Source organism: Enterococcus sp. DIV1059_2 (assembly GCF_051713685.1).
Lineage (GTDB): Bacteria > Bacillota > Bacilli > Lactobacillales > Enterococcaceae > Enterococcus_D > Enterococcus_D casseliflavus.
Window position 1 is genome coordinate 14,850 of the sequence record NZ_JBIOQK010000002.1, and the last position, 24,614, is coordinate 39,463.

Here is a 24,614-nt window from a genome sequence, read left to right on the forward strand (position 1 = left end):
GAAGTCTCATTTTAGAGGCTTCTTTTTTAATGTTATATTCTAATTGTCATCTTCCTCAGGTAGGGTGAATAAATCTTCGAATCGAAAAGGCTGACTATTAGGATAGCAGTGTTCTCTATAATCACAGTAACGACAATGAATATCGTTTGGGGTATATTCCCTTTGGGCAAGTTCATGCTTCCTAGCTAGGTCCAATACAATTTGTATTTCTTTAAGGACTTCTGCAATTTTGGCATCATCCTTTTCTATTATATATTCTTTAGTATCTTGTGTGTTTTTGTTTTCGTAATAGATTATTCCTTTTTCTATACCCGTTAAAAAGAAATAAAGTTGAAGTTGCATTTCATGTTCCTTCTTGGGTTTAGATTTTCCTAACGAATGGAAAGACTTGTCCTTGATAGATTTAAATTCAATTAAGAGAACCCGCTCTTGAGGACCAACGTATACTGTCTCTCCTTTTGAATTATTTAAGACAATTTTCTCTTCTTCGGTACTAGTTTCTCCTTGAATCGGATGTTCCAACGGGTCCAAGAAGTTCCATACAACTGCATCTGTTCTACCCGATATACAGAGGTCATCATTCTTTATTGATAGCTCAGGAGCTACTAGAATACCCATATCATTACAAACTTTTTCCATTCGGTCATGGAAGCTCGTCCCGTTTTCAAGGACGCTTAGATTAGTACCGGTTTTTGGTGTTGCACGGTAATGAAGCATTTGGTATGTAATCATCCGTTTACATCTACCAAGCGAAGAAGGGAAGAAGCGTATATCCTCTTTTGACTCTCGTAATTCTTGCCTCTTCATATACTCTTGTTTCATATACTCTATCGACATGCCACCAAGACTTTTATTATGAAATAAGTCAAAACCATCAACCCAATCGAATTTAGTATAAATTTTTCCGATATCTTCGTTAACTTTATAGGCTGATAAATCAATGTCATATTTTTCTTCTTCGACCTTTTTTGTGGCCCGGATAGCCCTTAGTTGCTCTCGACGACTCGGAGTAGGGGTTGATTTATTTTCTTCCAAGGGGTTAGTATCAAAAAAAGATAGTTGTTCGATATCCATAGTATCACCTCATTTATTTAGAAAGGATTTGATTGGGTGGTTATTAAGAAAAAAAATTGGTACGATGATGAAGATACGATTTTAAATCAGGTCAGCAAAGACATCGAGCTTTACCAAAATGTCTTAAAAGATGCAAAGGAATGGACAATAATAGGCGAGGGTGGGTACAGGGAAGCATTAAACTTCCTAGACCAAGGCCGTAACTGTCCATATTGTGCAGGTATTTTGAAATTCTTTGAATATACCAAAGCTGGTAACGATGTTGTTTATTGTGTCGATTGCAAACGCAGAATGTATCCAGCAGATTTCAATTATATTTCAGACACGGTTGATAAACTATACAAAGCAATCCCAGACGATTTGGTCATGTATTGGGACGATTTTCTGAGAAGAGATAGACAACGTCAGCGATTAGAAGGAACGGTGACACAAGAATAGTTTTTAGTGCGGTTAGGGTATAAAATCTGAATGGTCTTGAGTCCTTTTCATTGATAAATTTAATTAGTGGTTTGTTTTCTGCCGCTGTCCTTACACCACTTAACATAAATTCCCATCCTTCTGTTTTTCCATGCAGTATTTCTTTAGCCTTGTCTTCAAGAATAGACTTCTTGATAGACGAGGCTTCTTTGTTCAATTTGTGGAAATAATAAAAACCAAGGATTACCCATAAAGAAACAGTTACTGTTATTACAATCAAGAGTGGAGTCATTCTTCATCTTCCTTTTCATATATACTCTTATTAAACTTTTCTCTTTTACCCGACATCACGATTGCTACAACAATCCAGTAAAAGACGAAAAGAAGCAGGAGGGAGCAAACAAGTTGGATTATTTCTAAATTAGTAATCATCACGCAATCTCCTCAAGCTGTTTAATCATAATGCGAATTTCTTCTTCAGTTTTTTCAATCAATCCGGAATTTAAATCACGTTTAGTTTCTAATGTTTTGAGAATTTTCTCGTCAATAGTATCTTTAGTAACCATATCAATCATTGTTACCTGCTCATATGTTGAGCCTATGCGATGGATACGACCATATCTTTGTTCAATCACAGCTGGATTCCAAGGTAAATCATAGTTAATAAGGACATCTGCGAACTGTAGATTGATGCCATAATTAGCAGCATCAGAGCATAACATAATTTGCCGGTCGTCGTATTCTCTAAATCTTTTTATTTGTGCTTGTCTTTGCTTGGCATCGATGTGACCTGCAATAACATATGGTTCTTGGTCAAACTGAGTATAAAATCGGTCATATATAATTTTCAGCATTGTTGTATAAGTAGAAAACATAACTACCTTATGCCCGTTTTCAATCAGTGGTTTAAGTGTTTCAAAAAGTTCTTCCATTTTAGGAGAAGTTTTGCATTTTTTCAAAAGCGGAAGATACTTTTTGGCCATTTTAGATTTACCTTGAAGGAGTAAATGTGGGTGGTCAGAAACAGCTATTTGCATATACCTAAAGCCTGACAGCAACTCTTCTTCAGGAGTCCTGAAATTAGGGTCTGACTGCGCCTTAGCCGAAGTTTCGTATATTTCCTTTATGGTTTTCTGTATAGCCGCTTTATCAGTCTCAATAGCTGTATAGACGGCTTTTTGAGGTGCGTTCATTTCACTATAAGAAGTCGAATGAACGATAGTTGGTAATTCATCTGCAACATCTTTTTTCAAACGACGAAGTATGAATGGTGCCATTTTTTCACGAATCTCATCAAGATTCTTATAACCTAAATCGACGAAGCGTTTACCAAATTTTTCACCAACCACTACATGTTTTTCTCTAAATTTTGTGATTCCTCCAAACACATCAGGAGCTATCCAACTCATCAAAGCAAATGCTTCTTCTGGTTTATTTTGCATAGGGGTTCCAGTCAAAGCAAAACGGTATTCTGGTTGTAATCTAGCTACTGCTTGAAAAGTTTTCGAGGTTCTGTTTTTCATACGATGAGCCTCGTCGAGAATAATACAGTCAAAAGGAAGAGATTCAAAAGCTTCAATATCATTACGGACTAACTCATAGTTAGCTAGTAGAAAGTTAGTTGAATCTTTGCTCCATACCTCAAGAATCTTTTCTCTTTTTGTTTTATTACCATCGAGCACGACTGCTGACATATCAGTAAATTTTTCTACTTCTTCGGCCCATTGGTATTTCACCGCAGAAGGACAAATAACTATAATCTTATTTAAAATATTCTCATTCTTTAAGTAGTACGCAGCGCCCAAAGCTTGTAGGGTTTTCCCGAGTCCCATTTCGTCGCCAATAATACCAACTTTATTAGACACTAAATAGCTGATACCAACTTTCTGAAAAGCGAAAGGTGTCAACTTCATTGTGTCTATATGTTTGTTAACTATAGGGAACTCTAGGTTGATGGGTTCTTCAATGCCCCGTATCGAGTTTTCGGTTTCAACCATGGTGGTTACAAAGGAAAAATTTTCCATCCATTCATTAAAGAGTGAAAGGGGGATATAGTAGGTAAAGTCGTCTTCCTGATGATGCTGATGAGTTTCGAGAAAATTCATGAACTTGGCATATGATTGTGATGAGTTTTTTCCGTTTAGAGTAATTCTCAAGGCATTTAATGATTTGAAACTTTTTAATGCGTAAGCCAAAGTTATCAGCTCCTTTGTATCTAAATTTTGTTTCTTGCTATTTTTCGTTTGCCAAACACGCCATTAACGTAATCATTCAAAGATAATTCACATTCTGATAGTGTTAATACAGGATTAATTACCATAAGAATATCTTTATCTTTACCGTAGGAAAGAGTGATATCTAAAGTTCCGTGGGCTTCATTTGGGAAAGAAAACATTTTTAAATCCTTATAAGTCAAACTAAAGTCCAATTCAGGCTGATTTTCATTTTGAAGCACACTTACTCTTTTTCTAATATCTGATTTTGAGAACACAGCAATGTCGATAGGGTCAACATCATCTCTAGAGAATGTTAAAATCAAGTAATCCTCTGTTATCTTCAAATCATAGGAATTGGTGAATCTGTCTTGATAGGCTTTTACCAATCTAATGCATCTCCATTCTTTTTTGATGTTAAGGATGATTTATCTTCAGCTTCATACTTAATATCAACTAGTAGGATTGTAAAGCCCCAAAAAAAATAGCTCTAGCAAGCGCTAGAGCTACCATGTTATAAGTATGTTCCTGGATTGGTCTTCAGAGATTCTAATATAAAAGTTCTGTTCAATTAATAGATTTAAGACTGTGTTGATTTCTTCAGCAGAATATTGACTGAAGATGGGGTCGTTTGAAAGAATCAAATACTGTAATCTGCCAGCAGATGCCTCCGTTTGGCACCTACTAAAAAGTTGGTGATATAACTCTTCTGTTTTGCTCTCAAAAGAAGAGGGCGTAGTAGTTTCTTCCAAGAAATAAGGAATAAGATTCTTTATAGTTTCTCGCCTTAAAAAGGTACCATCTTGCCCCCATTCCTCATTAATTTTCACTTCGAAGTAACTACCTAGTTCATTATCATGAAGATATTTAGTTTCAAGGCCGATACTTTTCATGATAAAAATCAAAGATGTATGAAGTACTCCATAGTTCATCACTTTACCTTTATGTGCCTCGTCGATTATGAAATCAAGTTCAGCTAAATCTTCTGAATCCAATTCTTTGAGTAGTTGAGTGATATTATCCCAACCACCAAGTGTATCTGTATTTACTTCAGACATAGCCTCTCATCCTTCTATCTACTTTGCTTTATGTATTATATATGCAAAACTAGAAATAAATAAAGAAGTTTTACTTATTTTACGTTTAAATTTTGCGCTTCAAACGTAAATATCTTATCAAGGTTCTCAGTTAGCTGATGAGAAAAATCAATAATCGAGTTAGTCACACCAGTCTCTTTAGCCACTTCTTCTAATTTGGGGAATTCTACAATCTTGGCATAAAGTTCAGTAAGTCGATGAATTCTGCTTAAAGTTTCTTTAATATTATCCTCTGTAAGCAAATTTAGTTCGAAAGTGATGTCATTTTTTAGTTCTTCAGAAATCAAAGTAAATCCCTCCTTTGTTGTATAGTTAATTACAAGCATAAGGAGGGATTTTGTCTAGTACACAGTTATGTTTTCCTGAAAGTCAAAAAAAGGTTTAATTATTTTCTTTGATTCGTCTAACCGGAGGAATGACACATCTAAATCACTAATTCTTAACCTATCTATTGCATCGGCATCTTTTAAAATATTGAGTAGCTTTATCGCACGTTGGTGTTCGAAACTGTCTAATTCTTTTTCAATAAACGAATATGCTTCATAGTCATCTAAATCATGGATTCTTACTATAGTAAATAATAGATGTGCATCCATTCCAGTTAGTTGATATTCTTTTGCTAGGCTTGATGTTTGAAAACCCAAATCAAACCAGCTGGAAAGCTCATCAGCAACTTCTGCCCACTCTTCGGGATATAGTCCGTCATCATAACTAACACCAATACATAGGGCCTCTACCCAATTTTTTGCACTTTCATACCCATGATTCGGTGCATCAAAATCAGTTCTACGATTGAAATCATGGACAGCAGCCGCCAATAGACTGATTAATATTTCTTGTGTATCTAGTTCCAATGCATGACTCAATAACGTTGAACTAAACATCACATTAGTAAGATGTTTGTTTGAATGGTACATGTTAGTGCTATTCATTCTTTCTATTCCTAAATGAGTCGGAATATTTGCAGAAGAATCAATAATATTAGTCCTAATAAATGAGAACAATTCTGATAAGTTGCGATGGCTAAGTGCATCTTGTACAAAGACAGTATCGTATTGCTTATTCTCTTTTATATCATGGACTGAATCGGGGCTTATCCATACTTCAGCCTCTCCCCGGCCATTATAAAAGTGAATGATATCTTTGCTATATACAGTGGCTTCATACCAGGATGCATCCGGAGAATGTAAAAAGAATTTTAATACTTCTTTCCCACTGACTGTCCAGCTGTATGTAGCAGTTAGCGGAGTAGATTCGCTACCCACACCTCTATAAATAGTAATTTTTTCTGGAAGGGTTTCATAACCGAAGTAATTACATAGCTCTTTATAAAACTCTTCTTTTTTACCTACAGGCTGGTTGTCAATCATTCGTTTCCACATTTCTGCAGTAATAAAAGGTGCTATATAATCAACGTTTGTGTAAAACTCTTCCATAACTTCAAAGACCTTTTCATCAGGAATCTGCGAATATACTGCTTCTAAGGCAAATTTTAATAAGCTTGGATTAGCTAGTTCAACAGTAAATAAATAATTCAGGTAATCACCTTCGCTTATCTTATTATCTAAAGTTTCAATGAACTTATCAATTTTTGCTTTGGAAATCATACCAGGTAAAACAATAGGGGGGAATGAGAAAATCCGATAACCATTTATATAAATTACGTTAGGGTAATTCTTTCTCGCAACAAATAAATATTTCTCTTCAATTCCTTCAAGAATTAACTCATCTATTAAATCAATTATAGAATTATCGATGTTCGATTTATCGTCTAAATGAAATGGAGTGATATCATCCTCCGTAAATATATCAGAAAATAGCTTTTTTATTGTACCCATCTCCATAAGGTTTCTCCTTTCAGTAAACAAGTACCATTATACAACAAAACAAGCCAAATCTAATGTTGATTATGGCTTGTCTTTTGTAGGTTTTATAAAAATATCTGTTGTATAGAGGTGACTTGAATGATATTCAGCAAATGGAACCTCTTTTGAAAAATTTAAAGTGGTTTTTCCATCTGAAGAGACAAAATAACCATCAGAATTAAAAGTAGCCAATGATTTTTCAAAATCCAGAATATCATTTTTCATGTTCTCTGACTTTAAATCATCTAACAGTAAGGCATAAAGCACTTCTAATTCTAAGTCAAAGTTTTCGACTTTAACTACATCAACATTCCCGTCTACTACAGATGCTCTTACAATCATAGTTTTCCCTCCTGAAATCAAAAGAAAGCCTATCCGGCTTTCTTAGTTTTATTTTAATGAACCAATTACTTTGATAGTTCCAGAGCCTACACCTAAACTATAGGCAGTAGATTCGTCAGAAACACATATATCGAAGTGACTTCCTTGAATAGCACCACCTCTATCAAGGACTATCCCTTGAAGTATTTGCCCGTTATAGTTGATTTCGAGTAAGGTGTAAAAAGGGTATGCAGGAGGAGCAGCTACCACAACATAACCATCGTAGTAACGGTACCCACCAGTAATTGTTGTTGTCCACAAATCAAGTCCTGTAGCAGTTACAGTGCCGCCTTGTAATGCATTGTTAGCTGGGAAATAATGTGTAAAAGAAGCGTTTGTAGATATACCAGAAGTAGTGGAGGTAGGGGTGGAGGCAGCAACAGAAGAATTTCCTGCAGAAGAAGCATTTTGCTTCGCTAATTCTTTGTTGCGTTTTACTTTTTTAGTTCAGTAATCTCCGAGTCCTTTTGTGATAATAATTCTTTAGTATTTGCTAGTTGCTCTTCGATAGTTTGCAATGTACTCTCGATTTTTTTATTTGAATCTTCTATCTGTTTCTTTTGATTTTCTATTTTCTTGATACTAGAATCTTTTTCATCAATCTGCTTAGAAAGGTAATCGATTTTTTTATTGATGGCTGTAATTTCGCTATCTTTTAATACTATAGCTTTAGATGCTACTTCTAGTTTTGTTTCTGCTCGAGCAGTCTCCGCAAGTGCAGCGTGATAATTTTGTAACAAAAAGATTCCGCTAGTAGCTACGACTACCAACACCAGAGTGACTGCTAAGTATTTCTTGAATAGGGATTTAAGTTTCAACATATTTAATATGCCTCCTTGTTTGATTTACAAAGAGATAATAAGTTCTAACAATAGAAAAGTCTGTAACAAAGTTACGAAAATATAACAACAAAGATTACAAATATTACGTTAAAGATGGGTTGACAGCAGAATTAAAAAAACGTTAATAATAAATCTATTCCTTGTCATTTAGAGGGCTATAGTGCGTATTAAATCGTTCTAAAATAACCTTAGATACTAATAGTATCAATACTTACTACGAGGTGTAGGTTATGAGTGAGACGAATATTAATCAGGAGAAAACTCCTCCAGTTTATAAGAACTTTTCAAGAGGGTACAAAACAAAAGGAAAAAGCTATAAGGATAGATACGTTGAAGGACAATGTCCTGAATGTGGATATACAACAATTTATAGAGATGAATGGGCACAAACAATTTCCTTTAAGTGTATGAAACGTTCATGTCGACACAATTGGTTTGAAGCGAAAGTATTTCCGAAAAAAGAGACTCAGGAATAATAATTTTCAATTTTTTGCCCTATTTCTTCTTTGTACATACGATTTTCTTTTAATGATTTATCTGACATACAAGCTGTATCATCGGTTAAGTATTTTCTTAATTGCATGGTACAGCTTTTTAGATTGCTTACTGAATCTTGTAGCTCCTTGCTATCTTGGTAAATTGCGAAATGACCCATGGCCAGTTCGATATCTAAAATATATTTTTCTATCGTTCTAAGCTCAAGGTCTGAGTAAAGCTTATGTTTATTTGAATGCTTGTAATTTGTTTTTTCTGAAGACAGAAGGGGTAAACTAGGTTTTTTATATAAAGGGTTCTTCCTAGGTACAGTTCTTTTTGCAATTCTATTAGTAAAAGAAGATGTATGGCTAATAGAAGCTCTCACTGACATCATCCTTTCCATAAAAAAAGCCCATTGATTTATCAATGGACATTTTATCTATTAACTAAATTCTTTTTCTGCTGCAAATTGACCGCATTTAGAACACTTATATTGAATACGTTCTTCAATCACTTCAACTGAATTTGGTACTTCTGATACAACACTCTTTTTGCTTAAACAAAATACTGCATGCTTTTCAAAAAGGTGACTCTTACATTCAGAGCATCTATAATAATCATCATTAGGCATTAACATTCTGATTCCTTCTTTCTATTATCAACAGATATTAAAACATCATTACAGATAAAATGGCTATTTCTGCTACACCTTCCATGCGAAGGGAGTCATCATATCTAGATTTAATATAGTTAATACGCTTATCTAAATTGTTGAGTCCATTTTCATCTTTAAAATCTTCTAGCGTATCTTCAATTAATTGTGTGCCACCTCCAGGTTGAGTCACATACATAGCTAATTTTGTAACTTTACCTTTTCTTTTAACTACATCCTCATAGGTTTCAATCAAAAGTTGTTTTCTTGTTTTTTCTTCCACTTTGTTTCAGCCTTTCTATCTCTTTTAGTAGCACTTCTTTTTCTTCTTCGAGTTTGCGTAAATCCTGAATCATAGAGATTTCTTGCTCATAAGGTTTTACAAGGTAAATCCGGTCATCATTTTTGTATGCAAATGGAAGATACCAGAAATCTTTTTGTTCTTGCAAAGCTTCTGATTCTTGTTTAACCAACCAATCTTTGGGAATAGAAATTGTCTTCTCACCACGTCCATTTACCGTCCCTCGCTCTTTAACTTCCATAAGAGCATGTTCCAATTTGATATCGCCCTTGGCGAACCACATAGCTCCTGAATTAACCTGGCGTTTAGCCTCATTATTTTTGGAATAGCCATATGTAGAGCTATTTTGTTTCAATTTGGTTTTCTTCACGTAAGGATTAAAGGAAAGGGGAGCGGGTGACTCTTTTTTAGAAGTTTCTTCTGCAATTTCATCATCCTCTAAACCAAAAGAAGGTTTTGCTACTTTTTTCTTCTTCTTTTTATTAAAGGAGGAATTCCATTGGTCTTGCACCTTTTTCTCCAAATCCATCCCCATCTTCCTATGAACTTTATGGATATCGTCGTTAACACGATTTTTCTTGTTCTCTTGTTTTGCATAATCTTTGCGTTGTTTTTCCTCTGATTTATTCTTATAAAGTGAGCAACCTTTGCAAAATTGGCATAGAGAATTATTTTCACATTTCATGAAAATATCTTGAGTACAGATTTTTGGAGGTGGGGGAGGAGGTAGGATTTCTTTCATATAGCAACTCTCCTTGTATTTAAAAAGTTGAAAAAAATAGTTGCAAATTCATTGCATTTGAATTTACCGATGTAGTACAATAAGGTTGTTATCCGGAAGTACCATAAATGCTTCCAGTATATTTTGTTTTTTGGTCGAAACAAAAATATTATAGTATTCTGAAAAGACTTGTCCAAAGGGTAGGTCTTTTTAGTTTCTCGTAAATGAAGCGTCAATTTTCATATATCCTGATAGAGTAATCATACGGTCTTGTTTATTCTCGAGAATAGATAGACAATGTTTTAAATGATTATAGCGATAATACACTTCACGCCAAGATTCATACATATCTACTGTTTCGTTAGTATTTGGCACAGGATAATTTTCGAGGTAAACAGTAGCATTCTTTTTTCTATCAATTTCGTTTCTACCTTCAGTCTTAGAACGTTCGCATTGTCTTATGATACTGTCGATACGTTCTTTTTCACTTTCCAGTTCAATAAAATCAAGATGAACTAATGTGTACAGTTCATCCAAGCGAGAAAGCATGTATCCTGCGTCAGAAGGAGTCATACCCTGATTAAGGATGCATTGTCTGATTTCTGAAATTGTTCGAATGCGGTATTCCTCAAAAGCAGCCCTTGAGCAATTTACGAGAGAACGTATTTGTGTTTTTGTTTGGGATTCGGAAACATTGACTTGCATTCCGCACCTTCCTTTTCTTTTTATATCAAGACCAATGGTGGGCGTAGCCCCTCAGCGATATCTAGTATAATATTCATATCAACCCGTTGATGCCAAAACTTAGATATTGTATTACATAGTGGGGCCAAGGATTGAAAAGATAAATCCTTCGGCTCCAACTCGCCACTTTCTATATGTTCATCCATTCCTAGCAGAAATACTGGTCCTTTTAGAAAAGGCAAATAATCAGGGGTTAAATCAATAACTGACATTAGATTTTGTCTATTTGACTCAATATCAAAACATATACCAACGTCATCGGTTAGTGCACAAAAAAATAGTTGATGAGGATTTAATCGATTAGCTGTTAAAAAGTCATCATATTTCATCCAGCAGCACTGGCCTAATTCATCTAAAAGTAATCCTCGACTTTTCATCATGCGACTCCTTCATCATTTGATTTTTGCATACTACGCTGAATTTCGCAGATAACATCAGAAGCAAAAGTTTCCACTGTTTCAAGTCTTTCTTCTGCTGGAATCCTATACCAACTAGGGTCTTTAGCAAATCTATTTTCGTAGAAGTTTTGTACTTCTGTTAATAGTTCTAAATCAGATTCGTAACGGTCATTGTCACCGTGCTTACCTTTTCTATTCATTGATATTTCTGGGGAAACAGCTAAATAAATTGTAAAATCAGGCATTCTGAAGTGTTTCTGAACGCTTTTAACGATATCCTTTGGAACAGTATCAATTGTTCCATTCTTCGCTGATAGATTAGTGTAAGCATCTACGTAGGCTTCTTGAGAACCGGTATATCTATCTAAAATAAGAAAGTCAAAACCTTCCAGTTCGAAATCCTTGATTGTTCTTTGTTCAGCCATCTTGTTTGATAGCATAACAAGCTCGATTGTTGCCTGGTCAGCATCAAATTCTCCATAAAGCCATTCTTTTATGAGTTTTCCTGTAGGGGATTTGTAATTATGAAATTCTCCCAAAGCAACTTTAAATCCTTGATTGCATAGTGAATCAAAAAGATAATTACTAATTGAATGTTTACCTGACTTATCTAATCCTTCTAGAGCTATGATTTTCATTCTTTTTCCTCCTTTAAAATCTCAAATCTTATAGATTGAGAAACAGGGATAGAAGTTTCTCTATCCCCATCCTTAATAATGATAGTGTCTCCATAAAAGAGCGGGCGAGAGGGTGGTAAAAATGTTTTAACCACTAAAATAGCAGTTAGTAAAGCCCATACTATGACTATAAATTTTTTTCCTTGATTATTTCCCACTCGAACCAAATCCTCCGGTTCTTGTTCCTGAAGCATCATCATTATCAGTTGTTAAGTAGTGTGAAAATATTCCTTGGCCAATTCGGTCTCCTTTTTTTATTTCGTATGGAGTGTCATTTCCGTTAATAAATGCAAACATAATATGTCCATCATTGTCTGGATTATTGTAGTAGTCGCTATCAATAACTCCAATCCCATTAGGTAGATATAATTTATTTTTGATACCTTGAGAAGAACGATTAGCTAAAATAAGAAATTCATTTCCATTCATATAAGATTTAATCCCAGTTGGAACAAAGTGTGATTTTCCGTCATTGGGAATAAGTACTGTTTCAGCTGCTTCAAAATCATATCCTGCTGAACTTGCGGTAGCTCTTTTAGGGATATTGATGTCTTTATCTTCCCATCCTCTTGCAATTTCAAACCCTCGACTAATCATGGTATTGTTCAGGGTAATGGTAGAAACCTCCTCATTTTGATAAACTCGGGTAAAGGTTTTTCCTAGTCTTCCTTGTGCAGTAATCGCCATTGAATTGTTCTTGGTTGCTTCAGTTGTCATAAAAGAATCCTCCATTTATTAAATAAAATTTTAAATAAAAACATAAATAAAAATAGATAAATCAAAAAGTGATTATTTCCATCCATTTTGGTTCCATCATGTGAAAGAGAGACAATGGTATAGCATATCCAATCGATTCATATGTTGACATTCCATTGCCTGAATAGTTTTTAACAGACTTCTTATATCCTTTGAAGTCAAACCAATCTAGACAAGATTCAACAAAGTCTCGAAACTTATTCAAGTCAAATATGTACAGTTTAGACATGTTTGGATAATAATAATAGAGCGTATCAGCCTTCGTCTTATACATACATCCATCGGAATTTGCTGAAGATAATACTTCATAATAAATGTTTCCCGACGTATATGAATCAGTCTTAACCTCAATATAATTTTTAGTACCATTTTCAGACTCCGAAATAAAATCTATATCTATTTTTTGATAAAATTCATTGTTTCGGACGTCCCATAACTTACACACGTTAGTCTGCTTCTGAAGATACATCCAAATGAAATCTTCGCCTTTTTTACCGAATTCTAAACTCTTTTTGAATTCATAGATTGCCATTGCCCAGCTCCTTTCTTCTTCGATAGGATAGTCTCGACTAATAGCAGTGTCTAGTCCCAAAATAAAGGAATATACAAAAAAAAGACGGCTCGATGGCCGCCTTAATACTGTAATGTTACCTCAGTGATAGAGTAGTGCTCAGCAGAAGCATAGTAGGGCTCGTTGAATCTAGCAACCAGTATATTAACAGGGATTAGCATAATGACGATGGCCAAACTTTGGAAAAATCCTTTAACAAAGTAGGTACGCATTTTAATCCTAGATGAATAGCCGGCGGCTAAGACCGAAAAAAGCCCTTTAGAACCGCATAATACTAAAATTAGTAATATCAGTTCAAGTAGAACGGGGAAAAGGGTATACATCATTTCATCTCCTTGCTTAACGGTTTAGTGGCTAATAGGTGAGGCACGTCCTTTCAATTAGGAATGGTTATTTATCTCACGCATACATTAACGATAAATCACGTCCAAAACAAGGGGCAATTTTACCCTAGAAAAAAGTTACAGTAACTATTTAATATCTTAAATTTAAAACACGCAGCTAGGGGAATGCTAGATGAATGCAGATATGAAGTCTAAGACCATCAGTATAGCTATAGCAATTTGATAGCTTCGAATAGATTTAATAACTTTCCATAGATACCGAGGATTATCTATATTGATTCTAGGAAAGAAGTACCAAGTAAAGAATAATGCTACTAACTCAACGTACAATAATATACCTACGACAATTAAAGTACCTGGAGTTATTTCTGGTTGAAAACTAAATAGTGTACTCAAGTATACTCCCAGATATAAACAAAGGGCAAATAATCCCAGGTAAATGTTAATATTGAGAACACATTGTTGTTTCCTACCATCTGAAAGGTTAAATATTCCTTTTGTCAAAGTCGTTCGTTGAATCTTTGAAAATATTAGCTCTTTTCTTATTCTAGAGATATGACGGTCCAATAACTCAGCCCAAAGGAAAAGAGAAATTAGTAGCAATGAGTTTATAATAGGGGTCATTTGAACACTCCTTTTAACAGCCATTCACTGTTGACCGCAACTAAAATGCTGGTTTCGAGTAATAGCAAATATATATTAAACTCATAAACAACGGATAATCTTCTCATATTACGTTGGGAGGCGGTAATGATAGTTTCTCTGTCTGTTATCATAAAAAATATATACAGGCACAAACTGAGTCCCAAATATGAAAGAAGTAAGATTAAATCAAGTACATCAGATGGATTTAAGAACAGCATGCGTGTACAATACATCATGCCTAAAAGGCAAGGTGATAGTAATAACACAAATTTAATAGTCTGTATACGAGGACTGTTTGTTTGGAAAAGAGTGTAAGGTTTACCATATGAATCGTACCCAAATACTTTATTTCCATATGATTGCTTAAAGTCTTTCCTCATTTCTTCAAAATTGTGTTTTTGAATTAGGGTCCAGAAAAGTATAACTATAGGTAAAAATATGAATAATAAATTCAATAAAAAATTAAATAAAATCATTAATATAATCCTCCTAAACCACTGGCTTAACAAGGTCCAGCGTTGAATTATGGATTCTCTTGTTTAATGGTCTTATTTTTCGGTATGATTTGACAACTTTCTCTATACTTTCTTCAGAAAGTATTATTCGAACATTGCCATAACCACCATTGATGTCTAGAGTGAATTTATCATCATCATTCTTAAAAATATTTATCTTACTTTCATCGTCTATACGAAGGGTATTTTGATTCCAACTAATAGGGCGTCCAGAAGTTGATGAAGAATATATATTAGGGTTATTAACAATATAACCAGGTGCAGTACTCTCAAATCTGATTTCTTCAGCGGTCATCGTAAGTGATGAATTTCCTAACTCATTAACAATCTCAGGGGCCGATGGCATCCAATAATCTTGAGAAAACGGACTTTCTGTAAGGAAATCAAAATTAAGCCTTTCTAAACCGGCCGTTAGGTCAGAAATTGATGTAACATCTTCAGTAGCTGGAGTCCAATACGTGCTCCTAGTCTCTGGTTGTTCTCTGGTAACATACTGAGAACGAAGTAGCCTGTCTCTTATTTCATTATCTAGTATCATATTCATTCCTCCTTATGAACAATATATATATTCGTTCAATAGAGGAGTCAATCCCTTAGTTAATAGAAAATGAAGGAGGAGGGGTGTCTAATTTTGCATCGATAATCTTTATTGAACCAGGGACTAGCACTGCAACTTGTCTAATGGCGTCATTAACATCAATTGCCTTAACATACATCCCAAATTTCTCGGCATCCTCGTTAGAGTAGGTAACTAGATAAGAGTGACCTTCAAAAACAGGGAAGCGTATTGGTTTTAAAATTTCTTTATCCATGTTAGTTCCAACTTTCTATAATAGAGTAGTATAAATAGGCAAGTAGAGTAGAGTATACCAGAATGATATAAAATAGAATAGAGTAGAGCAGTAGACATAGGGGTAAAAAAATGGAGAGCAGGGTTGTGGGAGTGAAAGTTTCAAAAAAAAGACTATATAATAGAAGAAAAAATGTTTTTACTTTCTTAAAAACAGCGAAAAACGTTGATATATCAACGCTCATGGCCATTTTCCGAGAAAATACAGGGTGATTCTAAGGCGTTTTAGAAAATTTGGCAAACCGTTAATCCATACCTGGCCTTTAAAATGCCCTCTGAGAACCTATTTTCTTAGGGGTAAAACCCAATTATAGCTATCGGGAGATAGACGTTCAAAGCCTTTTTTTTCAAGGAATGCTTTCATCTCGGCTGTTAATACTGATTCAAATATAATGTTCTCATACTCATTTTCTTTGGCAAACTTTTTCAACCATTCAAATACTTGTGTTCCGTATCCTTGTCTCTTATTTACGAAGCTGAGTCTTGCAACTGTAAGGAATTCTTTATTGCTTAGGCGCAGCATAAAATCGGATTCAATCTCTGTATCTGAGCGCACGAATAAATTGTTAAACTGGCTGCTAACCATAAGCTTATGCCCAGCATCTCTTTGAAGGATTTCAATGATTCCTTCAAACTTAGAAATGTCTAAATTCATAGTGTAGTCGTTCCTTTCTTTGTACCAATAAGTCGTAAAATGCCCTTCAGTTTTTTTCACAAAGTATTTCGACCTTTTAAATGGTTTTTTTCTAGTTTACATAACATAGATTATACAAAGTTCTCTAAACTCCAACAGGCTGGGAGCATTTGTGAATTTCACAAAGTCCCAGCCTGCTGTCTCGACGTGTTAATTACTTATAGTATTGCATAATATTGCTAATATGTCTAACATTTTTTTATTGCCCAGATATGATTTTAACCTTTGTTATCCAGTAATTTTTCATGTAATAATTATTGACGGATTTCTAAAAGTCAGTTTCATCTTCGATATGAATAGCATCAATTTTAAAAAGGTCTGATTCTGGAACTAAGTCATCAAAATGAACAAATAATGGTTCTTCTGTTCTAGTAACAATTAAACCCAGGTTTGAACCATCAAATCCACTAAAGGTAGAGTCATATATTTCCCCACTTGTTGGGTCGCGCATTTCCTCATAAAACATTCTTGTTTCTAGAATGGCTGGCTTAAGGTACGAGTTTCTCTCTTTATCTAGAGTAAGGTAAGTTTGAAGAACATCTTCCTCATAGATGATTTCCTCATTTTCAACCATGTTACCACTTGAATCAGTAATAAGATTAAAGGTGTAAGGGTATTCTCTAAGTCCGCCAATTTTATTCAATTTATCAATGTTAGCATCATACTCTGCAATGGCTGCTGCTTTGTCTTCGGCGGTGAAGAAATCTTCATCAGGTTCAATCTCGTCTAAATCGTAGCCTTTTTGGCTGACGTTCCTTTCCATTCTTCCTTTATAATCTTCTTTTGCTACTTTGTCGAACCATTCTTGAATTTCTTTATCACTCATTTTAGAATAGTCCCCAAGCGTAACTGGGTTTTCATAATCGTATGGCGTTGCTGCAACAACTGTACCATCCTCAAATTTATAGATTTCCTCGATTTCCGATGATTTATCAATAGCGCCTACTTTTACGAAGTAAGTATAGCTTTCAATGAATTCTGATAGCGGAATCTGATTTGAAGTTACACCATCAGACTGGACATTTGCTGGTCCTCCGTTAACTGGGCCATCTGTTTTATTCTCTGTCTTATCTTTACTATTACAACCAACTAACAATACAACAAAACTAAATCCTAATAATAATGTAAATAATTTCTTTTTCACTCTATTCCTCCTCTTATATTTATTTTTTACTAGCATATAAATAGTATAATAACACCGCTTATATATCAACTATTTTCTCGGCTAGTTTATGAGCTTAAAATAGTTCTGCTCTAAATAAAAAATACTTGCAAAGACCCTTTTGGGAATCTGCAAGCATTTTATAGATGAATATTTTAAATTATCATTCAATATGGGTATTTATTTTGGGACCAAGTCAATTATCATTGGGTCTTTATACTATGAAAGCTTTCCTTTAACAAAAGAAACAACTATGACAAAAAGCAGATACATCATTGGAATACCAAAATAGAAGAAACTCAAAGCTGAAAAGAATCCGCCAGCAGTTGAGATAACCGGAATATTAAGGGCTAATAGCCTTTCTCCAATATCTGAAATTACCCACGCTCCAGCAAAGTTCATTACTAACATGACTATAGCATTAGTAATACTTAGCGGTACGGCATCAGCTCCACCAGGCATACCTCTAATCTGCCCCCAAAATGTTGGTTTAATTCCTATAACGGAAGAACAATAAGCTATACCTAAACACCAAACGATTACTATACCTGCAAACATACGAAAACTCCTTTTTTTATTTTTTCTTTTTACCAACAGTTTTAGAATAACTGATTCCAGTGCCTGGAATGTGCATCGTCATACGGTTGCTGCCTTTAGCTGTTTTTGTTAATCGTAATAATCCAGCTGCAAAACTAAATCCTACACCTGATTTACTTAAATTGATACGGCTCTTTTTACCAACACGAATACTTTTTCTATAATTGAATCCCATATTCCACCTCAGTCAACATTTCTAATCCCCCAGAATTCACTTCTCTTTCCTTCCTCCCCCTCTTTTTGCTTGAGGTGGTATAAGAAGCTATCAAGAGCATCTTCATAATCTGAGAAACCATTATATTCATTAGAATACAATATTTTACACTCTTGGTCTACAACAACATGATTAGCATCGTCTCCATAAATCTCACTTTCCAGCAAATAAATTTTTCTTCCATATTCTTCCGTTTCTTTAATAATATAAAACGTTCCAATATGTCCTTTTAACCTAATACCATTTCTTTTCATAATATTTCCTCCTAAAAAAAATAGACCATATTGGTCTATTAGTTGTTTATATTAAAATTTAGATTATTCAATTCCACGACTCTTAAGAAAGTCTTTTAACGTGTTGAAATTTGCATTAGGGTCATTTACATTCAACACATCCCCTTTGTAAAGATGAATCATCTCATTGAGCTTTTCTGGGTCGCATGCATCGATGATACCAATGTTTACTAAATCATACTCATCTTTAGGACGGTTGCTGAATAGTTTTGTGATGGCGAAGTATTCAATAGTCGGGATGTAGATGGTTAAGTTTGAAAATTCAATAGAATCTTGAAACTCGATTTCCTCTAGTGGCGGAACTTCTACCACAGTAACATCCTCAATATCGTTTTGAAACATTAGCTCACGAAAAGTGGATGCTTTGCTAGCATCATTAATAGCCTGAACCATAAAATCAACATCATATGTCATTCGAAAATCTTCTAATAAAAAGCGGCCTGCTTGGCCGCCAATTAGTATAACTGATGCAGAGATATCCTCATTCGCTAATTGCTCATTAAACTTCTCCATTTTACGCATGAAAAGCTTCATATTATCATTCATCGATTAACCTCATTTAAAAGCATTTGATAGTCTTCTTTGTTTTGTGAGTATCCAAGTAAGACATTGGTATACTTATATAATCGGTTTTTGCTGTAGTCTTTACGTTCAGTAGAGACAAGCAGAGATGGAGATTTTAATAGTAGCAACAAAACTTCTCGTTGCTCTTTATAGCGTGCATAATTAGCATCGTTTTTCAAAGCTTTTACTTGTGCATACTGTAATCTAAGTTTTCGAAAAGCAAGCGTTAGTTTGCTCATATCTCTCACCCCTTTCTTTTATTCATCAACATCATTATATCAAGAATTCTTTCTAAATTCAATTTCTAGATAAATATACCTAGATAGAGACTCCTGATATGATAAGATGTCTATATCCATCGTAGAAGTTTACGCTTATAAACTCTCCACTATTTTCTTCTTCTGAAACGAATAATTCATAATCAAAATGACTGGAATTTCCATAGGCTTCAGCAACTTTATCTAACTCTGAAATATTAATATTTACAAAATCTACAAATTCAAGAGCGTAGTCATAAACTTTACTAGTTGTATTTCCACCGTAGAAGGTTTCATTAATTAAAGCAGAGCGCCATTCTGAATTAGAGCCTGACGTCTTAGAAAGGGAGTTTATCCTAGAAACATAATGTTTTTGTAGTTCCTTCAATTTATTCAAGTATTGCCCCGAAGCATAAAATCTTATTGATGGTGTATTATATTTAGTATTTAATTCAATTCTATCAAATTCCATATGCAAAGGTCCTTCAAGAGTATTTGCCTGGTCATTCCAATTTTGAATATACTCATTAAGTACTTCATCTGCAGCTTCTTTACTAAGTGGTTCTTCAGACTCTTCTGTTTCATCTACAGTTACTATTACGGTGACTTGCTCATCACTGCTGCTTTCTTCAGTAACTGAACCATTTATAGCATTATAGTAACGCATTTCTTCCCTGTCACTTTTGTCCTTAACCACTGATATTGCAAAGAGTAATACGATTACAATTATCCTTGCAAAACCAAAGAACTTAAATAACCCCTTAAACTGGTTCATTGTTTCACTCCCGCTCTTTCATTTTCTCCATCTAATCATAATAATACCATAAGAGTATATCAACGATATCAACAAAATAAAAAAGTATACAGGAAAGCTATAACGGCTTCTCCTGCATACGTATTGTTAAAACATGATTAATTTGAATAGTTTGATACGACATATATCATTTCAGAGTTTATTCCTCATAGAAATCTTGATAGGTTTCATCCTTGATTAGCTCGACTTCAGGCTTATTAATCTTCTTGCTTAGCGGCTTTTTTGTTGATAAATCAAAGACGCTGACCTCGAACCATTTGTCTTGGTCCAAGATATGTATATGTCGTATGTCCTCCCATTTAAATTTTCTGTCCTCACAAACAAAGTAATCTTCGTAGGCTTCTCCATAAAATCCACCTTCTATACTTTCCAAAAGCCTACCCATGTTATCCCTAGTATTTAGCTGGATAGACACTTTTTTATTTTTTAAAAAAGCTTCTGATAGAACATCGTCAATTTCTTCTCTTGTCATTTGGTCGAATGATTTGATTGATTTTGTAGCATTTTTCTCGTTTTCTTTTATACCTTTAACCAGCTCGTCCATCGCATAAGCAGTGCCCCATTTGAGCGGAAAAGGTCGGTCATGGTATTGGTTGTATTCTGAAAATTCTTTTTTAGTTCTTCGAACCACTTGGTCCACCTTCTATTCCAGATAGCCCACCTGCGTGCCCTCCAACCAAGGAACTCCTGGTAATAGCTCGGGCTCCGGCCATAAGCGAGTGCGCATGGACAATGCTCTTAAATCCGTATTTTCGACGGATAGTATCTACAATATAATCTACTTTTCTTTCCTTCAGTTGGTCGTCTGGGTCTTCAAAGAGATTTAGCTGCAGCGATGTTGTAAATACTAATTTAGAGCAGTTAACACCGATGTTTCTTACATCTTGATATTTATAGTGTTTGTCAAATATCTGAAGCAGATACTCTGATAGTTCTTTGCTAGAATTTGTAGCAGGGATACTCAATTGTTGATGGAAGCCACGTTTGCCAGAAGAATCTGTATATCCCAAAGAAAATCCTATCCATAAAGAAATGACTTGAGCCTTTGCTCCAGCTCTCCTTAGACGTGTGGCCACTTGGTCGCCCATCTCCTTGATTACTACTTCAAGCTCTTTTTTGCTGGTATAATCTTTATTTAATACTTGCGAATTGCCTATACTCTTAGACTTTTGTGTGTAAGCCTGTCCTATAAACGTCCTATCTATACCCCATGCATGCGCATATAGCTGAGTACCCAATACACCGAACTGTGATTTCAATCTATAATAATCTGCGTGAGCCAAATCATAAATAGTTTCTATTCCCATTCGTTTCAAGCGGATAGCTGTTCTTTTTCCGATTCCCCAAAAATCAGTCAAGTTGTCGATAGCCCAAAGTTTATTCTGAACATCTTCATAACGCCATTCTGCCTTCATGTTTCGGTTGTGCTTTGACTCATTATCCAATGCTAATTTTGCAAGTAACGGGTTATCACCAATTCCAACTGTAGTATAGATTCCTGTTTGTTTGTATACTTCAGTTTGAATGATTTTAGCCATCTCCACTGCATCTTTAGCTCCAAATAATTTCAAGCAATCAGTTACATCGACGAAACTTTCATCTACACTGTAAACTGCGTGATTGCTTTCGTCAGCAAACTCTTTGTAAATATTATTTATCTTCTTGTTCATATCCATGTATACCTGCATTCTTGGTGCAGCGATTACTAAATCTTTCGGATATGGAAAAGGTAAATCTCTGGCCCGTGAAACGTTTGATATCCCATAGGCCTTTTTTGCCTCAGGGGAACTAGCCAATATTAGTCCACTCCCCATTTCTTCGGGTGTGTCATTCGGATAAGACATTACTACTAGCTTGGCTTTTAGAGGATTTAGACCTCTAGCAACACATTCTACGCTGGCATAAAAAGATTTACAGTCGATACATAATATATCGCGCGAAGGTTCTTTATCATAAATGAATTTCGGATTCATTTCATAGTTCATGACCATCCTCCTCACTAAAGATGCGAAATTCATACTCTTATTAGAACATTTGTTCGCATATTTAGTCAAGAAGAAAGATGGCCAATTTGTGTTAAAAACAAAATAAAAAACCTCTATTTTAAATTTAAACATTGAAATATTAATGTTTCTAACTAATTATATAACAGTAAAAAATTTTTTTGATTATATCTTTAGAGAATAGATAAATTTTTCAGTCTAAAAGAGATTTATAAACGAACACGAATGCGAACAGTCGACAGCATACGTATCATGACGATACATTCTCTATCTTTTATTCGTTTTTCTCCCTAGTTAATAGAAGATACTCTTTTGCTTCAAATATAAAAAACATGTCAGAAACTATCAAATTGAAGTCAAATTCTATTTGCGAGTGAAGATAATCATCAAGTAAGTTGTTTGGATTTCTGTGGGAATGGCATCGCACCCCATATTCATTTGTTAATCCTTGCAAAAAACATTCGTAATTCTCTGTTTTATGGTTGTCAATTGGATAGTTTGTTGCTAGATTCCAATTCTTCAAGCTCAATTCTTTAGGAACATCCGTTAATGTATTAAACCATGGTATACGAGCTGAAATGTCAGCTTTGTGAATTAGTAATTCTGTTTGTTCGTTCATTTCTTGTCTTTCCATCATTTCACCTCAAAAAAAAGAAGCCCTTAAGCTTCTTCAAGTTTTATTTGAATTAATATAGAAACCACTTTTTGCAAGGCTTCCTTGTATAAACTTCGTATTATCTTTTCGAAGAGTACCATTTACAACCTCATAAACCATAAAATCGTCCAGATGTTCATCAGCATATTGTTCTTCAATAATTTCTTCTGGGACGAAAAATATTCTTAATACCAAGTCTTTATTTCTTTCGTCCTCTGCAGTATTCCACATAAAATTGGTTAACCATTCATTGAAATGATTGATTAATTGGTCCCGCTCATCAATACCCTTAAAGCTAGATAGTAAATCCATTATATACCTGCTCATTTCGTTATAATCAGGGTAATAATTGATAGTTATCGATTCATTACCTGTTACCTGAGTAACTCGACCAAAATTTGTCGGAGGATTCCTCAACACGTCGGTCAATATTTGTTGCTCCATTACATTTTGAACAGTCTCTTGAGCAGGAGTGATTACATCAGACCAAAGTTTGCCAAATAGAAGTTCTTGTATTTCCATATCGCTGAAGCCTTCAACAGTGATAGTGTTCTCCTCAATGAGGTCTTTACAAATAATAATCGGGCCAAAAATAGCCGCTTCCATTTTTTCACTTATTGGATTTCCAATAAAGTATAAATTGTTACTGCCGTTTGGAATTGATAGAGTATCAGAGATTATAGTGAATCCCAAACTTTCCACTCTTTGAAAAGCGACATTTGCATCCCGGTGAAAATACTTTTTCCTTATTGAATCTAACTGTAAACTATCCTCATCAGACAAAGTCTCTATTTTCCAAAAACCTAAAACTGTATTTTCAGAATCGCTATCTACAGTACGTAGAATATATTGCTTTTTTACCATTCTATACACCTCCATAAACATCTTTTCTTCATTATTCTAGAGCTCTTTTGTCTATTTTCTTATAACTCTGAGATGAAATCAATGTTTATTTGAAGCGTATTCAATATTATCGGGCCAATGATTGACGAGTTACAACAACTTTCCAACGGCTGAACATAAAGGCATCTTGCATTTTGAACAACGCATTGGAGCCCAGTTCTAGCATACATGCTTTATCAATATCATTTGTTGTTTTCGCAACACATCCGAAATCATCAAATTCTGAACAATATTGCTTTTTAAAACGATGCTTCAGATAAACTGAATAGGTAAAATCCGATAAACTGTTAGTCATTATTCCCTCCAAAAAAGCCTCTAAGATTAGAGGCTCTGTTTTATTTATTAAGTCCAGGTTATTACCCTACACGTTTGATTCCTGTTGGTCCTGAAATGATACTAATAAATCCTGATTCCGCAAAAATTGGATACTCAAATTCAGATACGTATGCCATATAGTTATGCTGCTTAGCATACTCTTCCTCTAATGGCCAATCAGCGCTTTCATTTGATACAAATAAAATAGATACAGAATCGATGTCTTCTAAGAGATGGTAAGGTAATTTATTCCCTTTTTTCAATTTTTCTACCAGTTCAGAATAATCCGATTCAGGACTTAGTTCTCTAACTGCCCCTAGAGCACTTGTTATATACAATGTTCCTTCTTCAAATTTTTCTAATACAGCTGGTTGTAAGTTTAGGCGAATCATTCGTAGCTTTGCTTCTTGTTTCATTTCTTCAATAGTTGCCATACAATGTTACCCACTCTCTTTGTTTTTTGGTCAATTTCAGGGCGTAGTCCCTCTATTTATTCTGTACTACATCTTCTAAAAAAGCAACAAAAAATAGCACCCTTAGATGCTATTGATTGTCTTAGTATTGAATCAGAAGAAATGCACATGAGATTAATAAAATAGATAG

Annotated in this window: 37 protein-coding genes; 2 read left to right on the plus strand and 35 right to left on the minus strand. The window is 34.6% G+C overall.

Annotated features, from left to right (window positions below):
- Positions 1 to 39: 39 nt before the first annotated feature.
- Positions 40 to 1,074 carry a CRISPR-associated protein Cas4 gene (locus IGI72_RS18165; protein ID WP_438755178.1) on the minus strand — a complete coding sequence of 345 codons (1,035 nt, stop codon included), beginning with the start codon at positions 1,072 to 1,074 and terminating at the stop codon, positions 40 to 42.
- A gap of 36 nt (positions 1,075 to 1,110) precedes the next feature.
- Here IGI72_RS18165 and IGI72_RS18170 point away from each other — a divergent pair, with 36 nt between their 5' ends.
- Positions 1,111 to 1,512 carry a hypothetical protein gene (locus IGI72_RS18170; RefSeq protein ID WP_438755180.1) on the plus strand — a complete coding sequence of 134 codons (402 nt, stop codon included), beginning with the start codon at positions 1,111 to 1,113 and terminating at the stop codon, positions 1,510 to 1,512.
- Positions 1,513 to 1,922: 410 nt separating this feature from the next.
- On the opposite strand, the gene IGI72_RS18175 is transcribed toward IGI72_RS18170, so the two are convergent.
- The 8 genes from IGI72_RS18175 to IGI72_RS18210 all read right to left on the minus strand — a co-directional run bounded on the left by IGI72_RS18175 (position 1,923) and on the right by IGI72_RS18210 (position 7,868).
- Positions 1,923 to 3,686, minus strand: a complete 1,764-nt coding sequence (locus IGI72_RS18175) for a DEAD/DEAH box helicase (protein WP_438755181.1) — start codon at positions 3,684 to 3,686, stop codon at positions 1,923 to 1,925.
- A 20-nt stretch (positions 3,687 to 3,706) separates the two neighbouring features.
- Complete coding sequence (locus IGI72_RS18180; protein ID WP_086373376.1) at positions 3,707 to 4,093, minus strand: hypothetical protein; 387 nt, start codon at positions 4,091 to 4,093, stop codon at positions 3,707 to 3,709.
- A gap of 117 nt (positions 4,094 to 4,210) precedes the next feature.
- The gene (locus IGI72_RS18185; RefSeq protein ID WP_438755184.1) at positions 4,211 to 4,762 is read right to left on the minus strand and encodes a hypothetical protein; all 552 of its coding nucleotides are present in this window, start codon (positions 4,760 to 4,762) and stop codon (positions 4,211 to 4,213) included.
- A gap of 74 nt (positions 4,763 to 4,836) precedes the next feature.
- On the minus strand, positions 4,837 to 5,088 hold the full coding sequence (locus tag IGI72_RS18190; RefSeq protein WP_438755185.1) for a hypothetical protein: 252 nt from the start codon (positions 5,086 to 5,088) through the stop codon (positions 4,837 to 4,839).
- A 54-nt stretch (positions 5,089 to 5,142) separates the two neighbouring features.
- Complete coding sequence (locus tag IGI72_RS18195; RefSeq protein ID WP_438755187.1) at positions 5,143 to 6,645, minus strand: hypothetical protein; 1,503 nt, start codon at positions 6,643 to 6,645, stop codon at positions 5,143 to 5,145.
- 63 nt (positions 6,646 to 6,708) lie between these two features.
- On the minus strand, positions 6,709 to 7,008 hold the full coding sequence (locus IGI72_RS18200) for a hypothetical protein (RefSeq protein ID WP_086373372.1): 300 nt from the start codon (positions 7,006 to 7,008) through the stop codon (positions 6,709 to 6,711).
- 48 nt (positions 7,009 to 7,056) lie between these two features.
- On the minus strand, positions 7,057 to 7,308 hold the full coding sequence (locus IGI72_RS18205) for a hypothetical protein (RefSeq protein WP_139843261.1): 252 nt from the start codon (positions 7,306 to 7,308) through the stop codon (positions 7,057 to 7,059).
- Positions 7,309 to 7,481: 173 nt separating this feature from the next.
- The gene (locus IGI72_RS18210; protein ID WP_438755189.1) at positions 7,482 to 7,868 is read right to left on the minus strand and encodes a hypothetical protein; all 387 of its coding nucleotides are present in this window, start codon (positions 7,866 to 7,868) and stop codon (positions 7,482 to 7,484) included.
- A 251-nt stretch (positions 7,869 to 8,119) separates the two neighbouring features.
- Between IGI72_RS18210 and IGI72_RS18215 the strand changes: the two genes are divergently transcribed.
- Entirely contained in the window at positions 8,120 to 8,365 is a 246-nt protein-coding gene (locus IGI72_RS18215) for a hypothetical protein (protein WP_086373370.1), read from the plus strand.
- Here IGI72_RS18215 and IGI72_RS18220 read toward each other — a convergent pair.
- The 26 genes from IGI72_RS18220 to IGI72_RS18345 form a co-directional block, all read right to left on the minus strand.
- A complete protein-coding gene (locus tag IGI72_RS18220) occupies positions 8,356 to 8,751 on the minus strand; it encodes a hypothetical protein (protein WP_438755191.1) in 396 nt (131 codons plus the stop codon). The genes IGI72_RS18215 and IGI72_RS18220 overlap by 10 nt on opposite strands.
- A gap of 57 nt (positions 8,752 to 8,808) precedes the next feature.
- Positions 8,809 to 9,003, minus strand: coding sequence for a hypothetical protein (locus IGI72_RS18225; RefSeq protein ID WP_086373368.1), 195 nt, complete (start codon positions 9,001 to 9,003; stop codon positions 8,809 to 8,811).
- A gap of 31 nt (positions 9,004 to 9,034) precedes the next feature.
- Entirely contained in the window at positions 9,035 to 9,301 is a 267-nt protein-coding gene (locus tag IGI72_RS18230; RefSeq protein WP_438755193.1) for a hypothetical protein, read from the minus strand.
- On the minus strand, positions 9,267 to 10,061 hold the full coding sequence (locus IGI72_RS18235; protein ID WP_438755194.1) for a hypothetical protein: 795 nt from the start codon (positions 10,059 to 10,061) through the stop codon (positions 9,267 to 9,269). Before IGI72_RS18235 ends, IGI72_RS18230 begins: the two co-directional genes overlap by 35 nt.
- Before the next feature lie 189 nt (positions 10,062 to 10,250).
- Complete coding sequence (locus tag IGI72_RS18240; RefSeq protein ID WP_086373365.1) at positions 10,251 to 10,745, minus strand: hypothetical protein; 495 nt, start codon at positions 10,743 to 10,745, stop codon at positions 10,251 to 10,253.
- 20 nt (positions 10,746 to 10,765) lie between these two features.
- Positions 10,766 to 11,164 carry a hypothetical protein gene (locus tag IGI72_RS18245; RefSeq protein ID WP_139843259.1) on the minus strand — a complete coding sequence of 133 codons (399 nt, stop codon included), beginning with the start codon at positions 11,162 to 11,164 and terminating at the stop codon, positions 10,766 to 10,768.
- Entirely contained in the window at positions 11,161 to 11,820 is a 660-nt protein-coding gene (locus tag IGI72_RS18250) for a dTMP kinase (RefSeq protein ID WP_438755196.1), read from the minus strand. The genes IGI72_RS18245 and IGI72_RS18250 overlap by 4 nt, the downstream gene beginning before the upstream one ends.
- On the minus strand, positions 11,817 to 12,017 hold the full coding sequence (locus IGI72_RS18255) for a hypothetical protein (RefSeq protein ID WP_086373362.1): 201 nt from the start codon (positions 12,015 to 12,017) through the stop codon (positions 11,817 to 11,819). Before IGI72_RS18255 ends, IGI72_RS18250 begins: the two co-directional genes overlap by 4 nt.
- A complete protein-coding gene (locus IGI72_RS18260; protein WP_438755358.1) occupies positions 12,007 to 12,456 on the minus strand; it encodes a dUTP diphosphatase in 450 nt (149 codons plus the stop codon). Before IGI72_RS18260 ends, IGI72_RS18255 begins: the two co-directional genes overlap by 11 nt.
- A gap of 181 nt (positions 12,457 to 12,637) precedes the next feature.
- Positions 12,638 to 13,147 (minus strand): hypothetical protein, encoded by a 510-nt coding sequence (locus IGI72_RS18265; protein ID WP_438755198.1) that lies wholly within the window; start codon positions 13,145 to 13,147, stop codon positions 12,638 to 12,640.
- A gap of 1,517 nt (positions 13,148 to 14,664) precedes the next feature.
- Positions 14,665 to 15,228, minus strand: a complete 564-nt coding sequence (locus tag IGI72_RS18270; protein ID WP_438755199.1) for a hypothetical protein — start codon at positions 15,226 to 15,228, stop codon at positions 14,665 to 14,667.
- Positions 15,229 to 15,283: 55 nt separating this feature from the next.
- Positions 15,284 to 15,502 carry a hypothetical protein gene (locus tag IGI72_RS18275; protein ID WP_438755201.1) on the minus strand — a complete coding sequence of 73 codons (219 nt, stop codon included), beginning with the start codon at positions 15,500 to 15,502 and terminating at the stop codon, positions 15,284 to 15,286.
- A gap of 321 nt (positions 15,503 to 15,823) precedes the next feature.
- Positions 15,824 to 16,195, minus strand: coding sequence for a hypothetical protein (locus tag IGI72_RS18280; RefSeq protein WP_438755203.1), 372 nt, complete (start codon positions 16,193 to 16,195; stop codon positions 15,824 to 15,826).
- 307 nt (positions 16,196 to 16,502) lie between these two features.
- Entirely contained in the window at positions 16,503 to 17,378 is an 876-nt protein-coding gene (locus tag IGI72_RS18285) for a hypothetical protein (RefSeq protein ID WP_438755204.1), read from the minus strand.
- A gap of 237 nt (positions 17,379 to 17,615) precedes the next feature.
- Entirely contained in the window at positions 17,616 to 17,954 is a 339-nt protein-coding gene (locus tag IGI72_RS18290; protein ID WP_438755206.1) for a hypothetical protein, read from the minus strand.
- Between the two features lie 16 nt (positions 17,955 to 17,970).
- Positions 17,971 to 18,168, minus strand: a complete 198-nt coding sequence (locus tag IGI72_RS18295) for a DUF4236 domain-containing protein (protein ID WP_086373352.1) — start codon at positions 18,166 to 18,168, stop codon at positions 17,971 to 17,973.
- A gap of 8 nt (positions 18,169 to 18,176) precedes the next feature.
- Positions 18,177 to 18,461 (minus strand): hypothetical protein, encoded by a 285-nt coding sequence (locus IGI72_RS18300; RefSeq protein WP_438755208.1) that lies wholly within the window; start codon positions 18,459 to 18,461, stop codon positions 18,177 to 18,179.
- A 63-nt stretch (positions 18,462 to 18,524) separates the two neighbouring features.
- Positions 18,525 to 19,046, minus strand: coding sequence for a DUF6036 family nucleotidyltransferase (locus IGI72_RS18305; protein ID WP_438755210.1), 522 nt, complete (start codon positions 19,044 to 19,046; stop codon positions 18,525 to 18,527).
- Entirely contained in the window at positions 19,043 to 19,303 is a 261-nt protein-coding gene (locus IGI72_RS18310; RefSeq protein ID WP_413155960.1) for a hypothetical protein, read from the minus strand. The genes IGI72_RS18305 and IGI72_RS18310 overlap by 4 nt, the downstream gene beginning before the upstream one ends.
- A gap of 79 nt (positions 19,304 to 19,382) precedes the next feature.
- Entirely contained in the window at positions 19,383 to 20,096 is a 714-nt protein-coding gene (locus IGI72_RS18315; RefSeq protein ID WP_438755212.1) for a hypothetical protein, read from the minus strand.
- Between the two features lie 178 nt (positions 20,097 to 20,274).
- Positions 20,275 to 20,766 (minus strand): hypothetical protein, encoded by a 492-nt coding sequence (locus tag IGI72_RS18320; RefSeq protein WP_413155958.1) that lies wholly within the window; start codon positions 20,764 to 20,766, stop codon positions 20,275 to 20,277.
- Complete coding sequence (locus IGI72_RS18325; RefSeq protein ID WP_438755214.1) at positions 20,750 to 22,120, minus strand: Y-family DNA polymerase; 1,371 nt, start codon at positions 22,118 to 22,120, stop codon at positions 20,750 to 20,752. Before IGI72_RS18325 ends, IGI72_RS18320 begins: the two co-directional genes overlap by 17 nt.
- 292 nt (positions 22,121 to 22,412) lie before the next feature.
- Positions 22,413 to 22,772, minus strand: coding sequence for a hypothetical protein (locus tag IGI72_RS18330; protein ID WP_438755216.1), 360 nt, complete (start codon positions 22,770 to 22,772; stop codon positions 22,413 to 22,415).
- 36 nt (positions 22,773 to 22,808) lie between these two features.
- Positions 22,809 to 23,657, minus strand: a complete 849-nt coding sequence (locus tag IGI72_RS18335; RefSeq protein ID WP_438755217.1) for a hypothetical protein — start codon at positions 23,655 to 23,657, stop codon at positions 22,809 to 22,811.
- A 106-nt stretch (positions 23,658 to 23,763) separates the two neighbouring features.
- Entirely contained in the window at positions 23,764 to 23,991 is a 228-nt protein-coding gene (locus IGI72_RS18340; RefSeq protein ID WP_413155954.1) for a hypothetical protein, read from the minus strand.
- 61 nt (positions 23,992 to 24,052) lie between these two features.
- The gene (locus IGI72_RS18345) at positions 24,053 to 24,445 is read right to left on the minus strand and encodes a hypothetical protein (RefSeq protein WP_438755219.1); all 393 of its coding nucleotides are present in this window, start codon (positions 24,443 to 24,445) and stop codon (positions 24,053 to 24,055) included.
- Positions 24,446 to 24,614 lie beyond the last annotated feature (169 nt).

Excerpts from the sequence above, each read along its gene's own strand:
- IGI72_RS18165 (WP_438755178.1), bottom strand. The coding sequence starts at position 1,074 with ATGGATATCGAACAACTATCTTTTTTTGATACTAACCCCTTGGAAGAA.
- IGI72_RS18185 (WP_438755184.1), bottom strand. The coding sequence starts at position 4,762 with ATGTCTGAAGTAAATACAGATACACTTGGTGGTTGGGATAATATCACT.
- IGI72_RS18195 (WP_438755187.1), bottom strand. The coding sequence starts at position 6,645 with ATGGAGATGGGTACAATAAAAAAGCTATTTTCTGATATATTTACGGAG.
- IGI72_RS18200 (WP_086373372.1), bottom strand. The coding sequence starts at position 7,008 with ATGATTGTAAGAGCATCTGTAGTAGACGGGAATGTTGATGTAGTTAAA.
- IGI72_RS18210 (WP_438755189.1), bottom strand. The coding sequence starts at position 7,868 with ATGTTGAAACTTAAATCCCTATTCAAGAAATACTTAGCAGTCACTCTG.
- IGI72_RS18215 (WP_086373370.1), top strand. The coding sequence starts at position 8,120 with ATGAGTGAGACGAATATTAATCAGGAGAAAACTCCTCCAGTTTATAAG.
- IGI72_RS18225 (WP_086373368.1), bottom strand. The coding sequence starts at position 9,003 with ATGTTAATGCCTAATGATGATTATTATAGATGCTCTGAATGTAAGAGT.
- IGI72_RS18235 (WP_438755194.1), bottom strand. The coding sequence starts at position 10,061 with ATGAAAGAAATCCTACCTCCTCCCCCACCTCCAAAAATCTGTACTCAA.
- IGI72_RS18240 (WP_086373365.1), bottom strand. The coding sequence starts at position 10,745 with ATGCAAGTCAATGTTTCCGAATCCCAAACAAAAACACAAATACGTTCT.
- IGI72_RS18245 (WP_139843259.1), bottom strand. The coding sequence starts at position 11,164 with ATGATGAAAAGTCGAGGATTACTTTTAGATGAATTAGGCCAGTGCTGC.
- IGI72_RS18250 (WP_438755196.1), bottom strand. The coding sequence starts at position 11,820 with ATGAAAATCATAGCTCTAGAAGGATTAGATAAGTCAGGTAAACATTCA.
- IGI72_RS18260 (WP_438755358.1), bottom strand. The coding sequence starts at position 12,456 with ATGATTAGTCGAGGGTTTGAAATTGCAAGAGGATGGGAAGATAAAGAC.
- IGI72_RS18265 (WP_438755198.1), bottom strand. The coding sequence starts at position 13,147 with ATGGCAATCTATGAATTCAAAAAGAGTTTAGAATTCGGTAAAAAAGGC.
- IGI72_RS18270 (WP_438755199.1), bottom strand. The coding sequence starts at position 15,228 with ATGATACTAGATAATGAAATAAGAGACAGGCTACTTCGTTCTCAGTAT.
- IGI72_RS18275 (WP_438755201.1), bottom strand. The coding sequence starts at position 15,502 with ATGGATAAAGAAATTTTAAAACCAATACGCTTCCCTGTTTTTGAAGGT.
- IGI72_RS18280 (WP_438755203.1), bottom strand. The coding sequence starts at position 16,195 with ATGAATTTAGACATTTCTAAGTTTGAAGGAATCATTGAAATCCTTCAA.
- IGI72_RS18290 (WP_438755206.1), bottom strand. The coding sequence starts at position 17,954 with ATGTTTGCAGGTATAGTAATCGTTTGGTGTTTAGGTATAGCTTATTGT.
- IGI72_RS18295 (WP_086373352.1), bottom strand. The coding sequence starts at position 18,168 with ATGGGATTCAATTATAGAAAAAGTATTCGTGTTGGTAAAAAGAGCCGT.
- IGI72_RS18300 (WP_438755208.1), bottom strand. The coding sequence starts at position 18,461 with ATGAAAAGAAATGGTATTAGGTTAAAAGGACATATTGGAACGTTTTAT.
- IGI72_RS18305 (WP_438755210.1), bottom strand. The coding sequence starts at position 19,046 with ATGAATGATAATATGAAGCTTTTCATGCGTAAAATGGAGAAGTTTAAT.
- IGI72_RS18310 (WP_413155960.1), bottom strand. The coding sequence starts at position 19,303 with ATGAGCAAACTAACGCTTGCTTTTCGAAAACTTAGATTACAGTATGCA.
- IGI72_RS18315 (WP_438755212.1), bottom strand. The coding sequence starts at position 20,096 with ATGAACCAGTTTAAGGGGTTATTTAAGTTCTTTGGTTTTGCAAGGATA.
- IGI72_RS18325 (WP_438755214.1), bottom strand. The coding sequence starts at position 22,120 with ATGAACTATGAAATGAATCCGAAATTCATTTATGATAAAGAACCTTCG.
- IGI72_RS18330 (WP_438755216.1), bottom strand. The coding sequence starts at position 22,772 with ATGGAAAGACAAGAAATGAACGAACAAACAGAATTACTAATTCACAAA.
- IGI72_RS18335 (WP_438755217.1), bottom strand. The coding sequence starts at position 23,657 with ATGGTAAAAAAGCAATATATTCTACGTACTGTAGATAGCGATTCTGAA.
- IGI72_RS18340 (WP_413155954.1), bottom strand. The coding sequence starts at position 23,991 with ATGACTAACAGTTTATCGGATTTTACCTATTCAGTTTATCTGAAGCAT.
- IGI72_RS18345 (WP_438755219.1), bottom strand. The coding sequence starts at position 24,445 with ATGGCAACTATTGAAGAAATGAAACAAGAAGCAAAGCTACGAATGATT.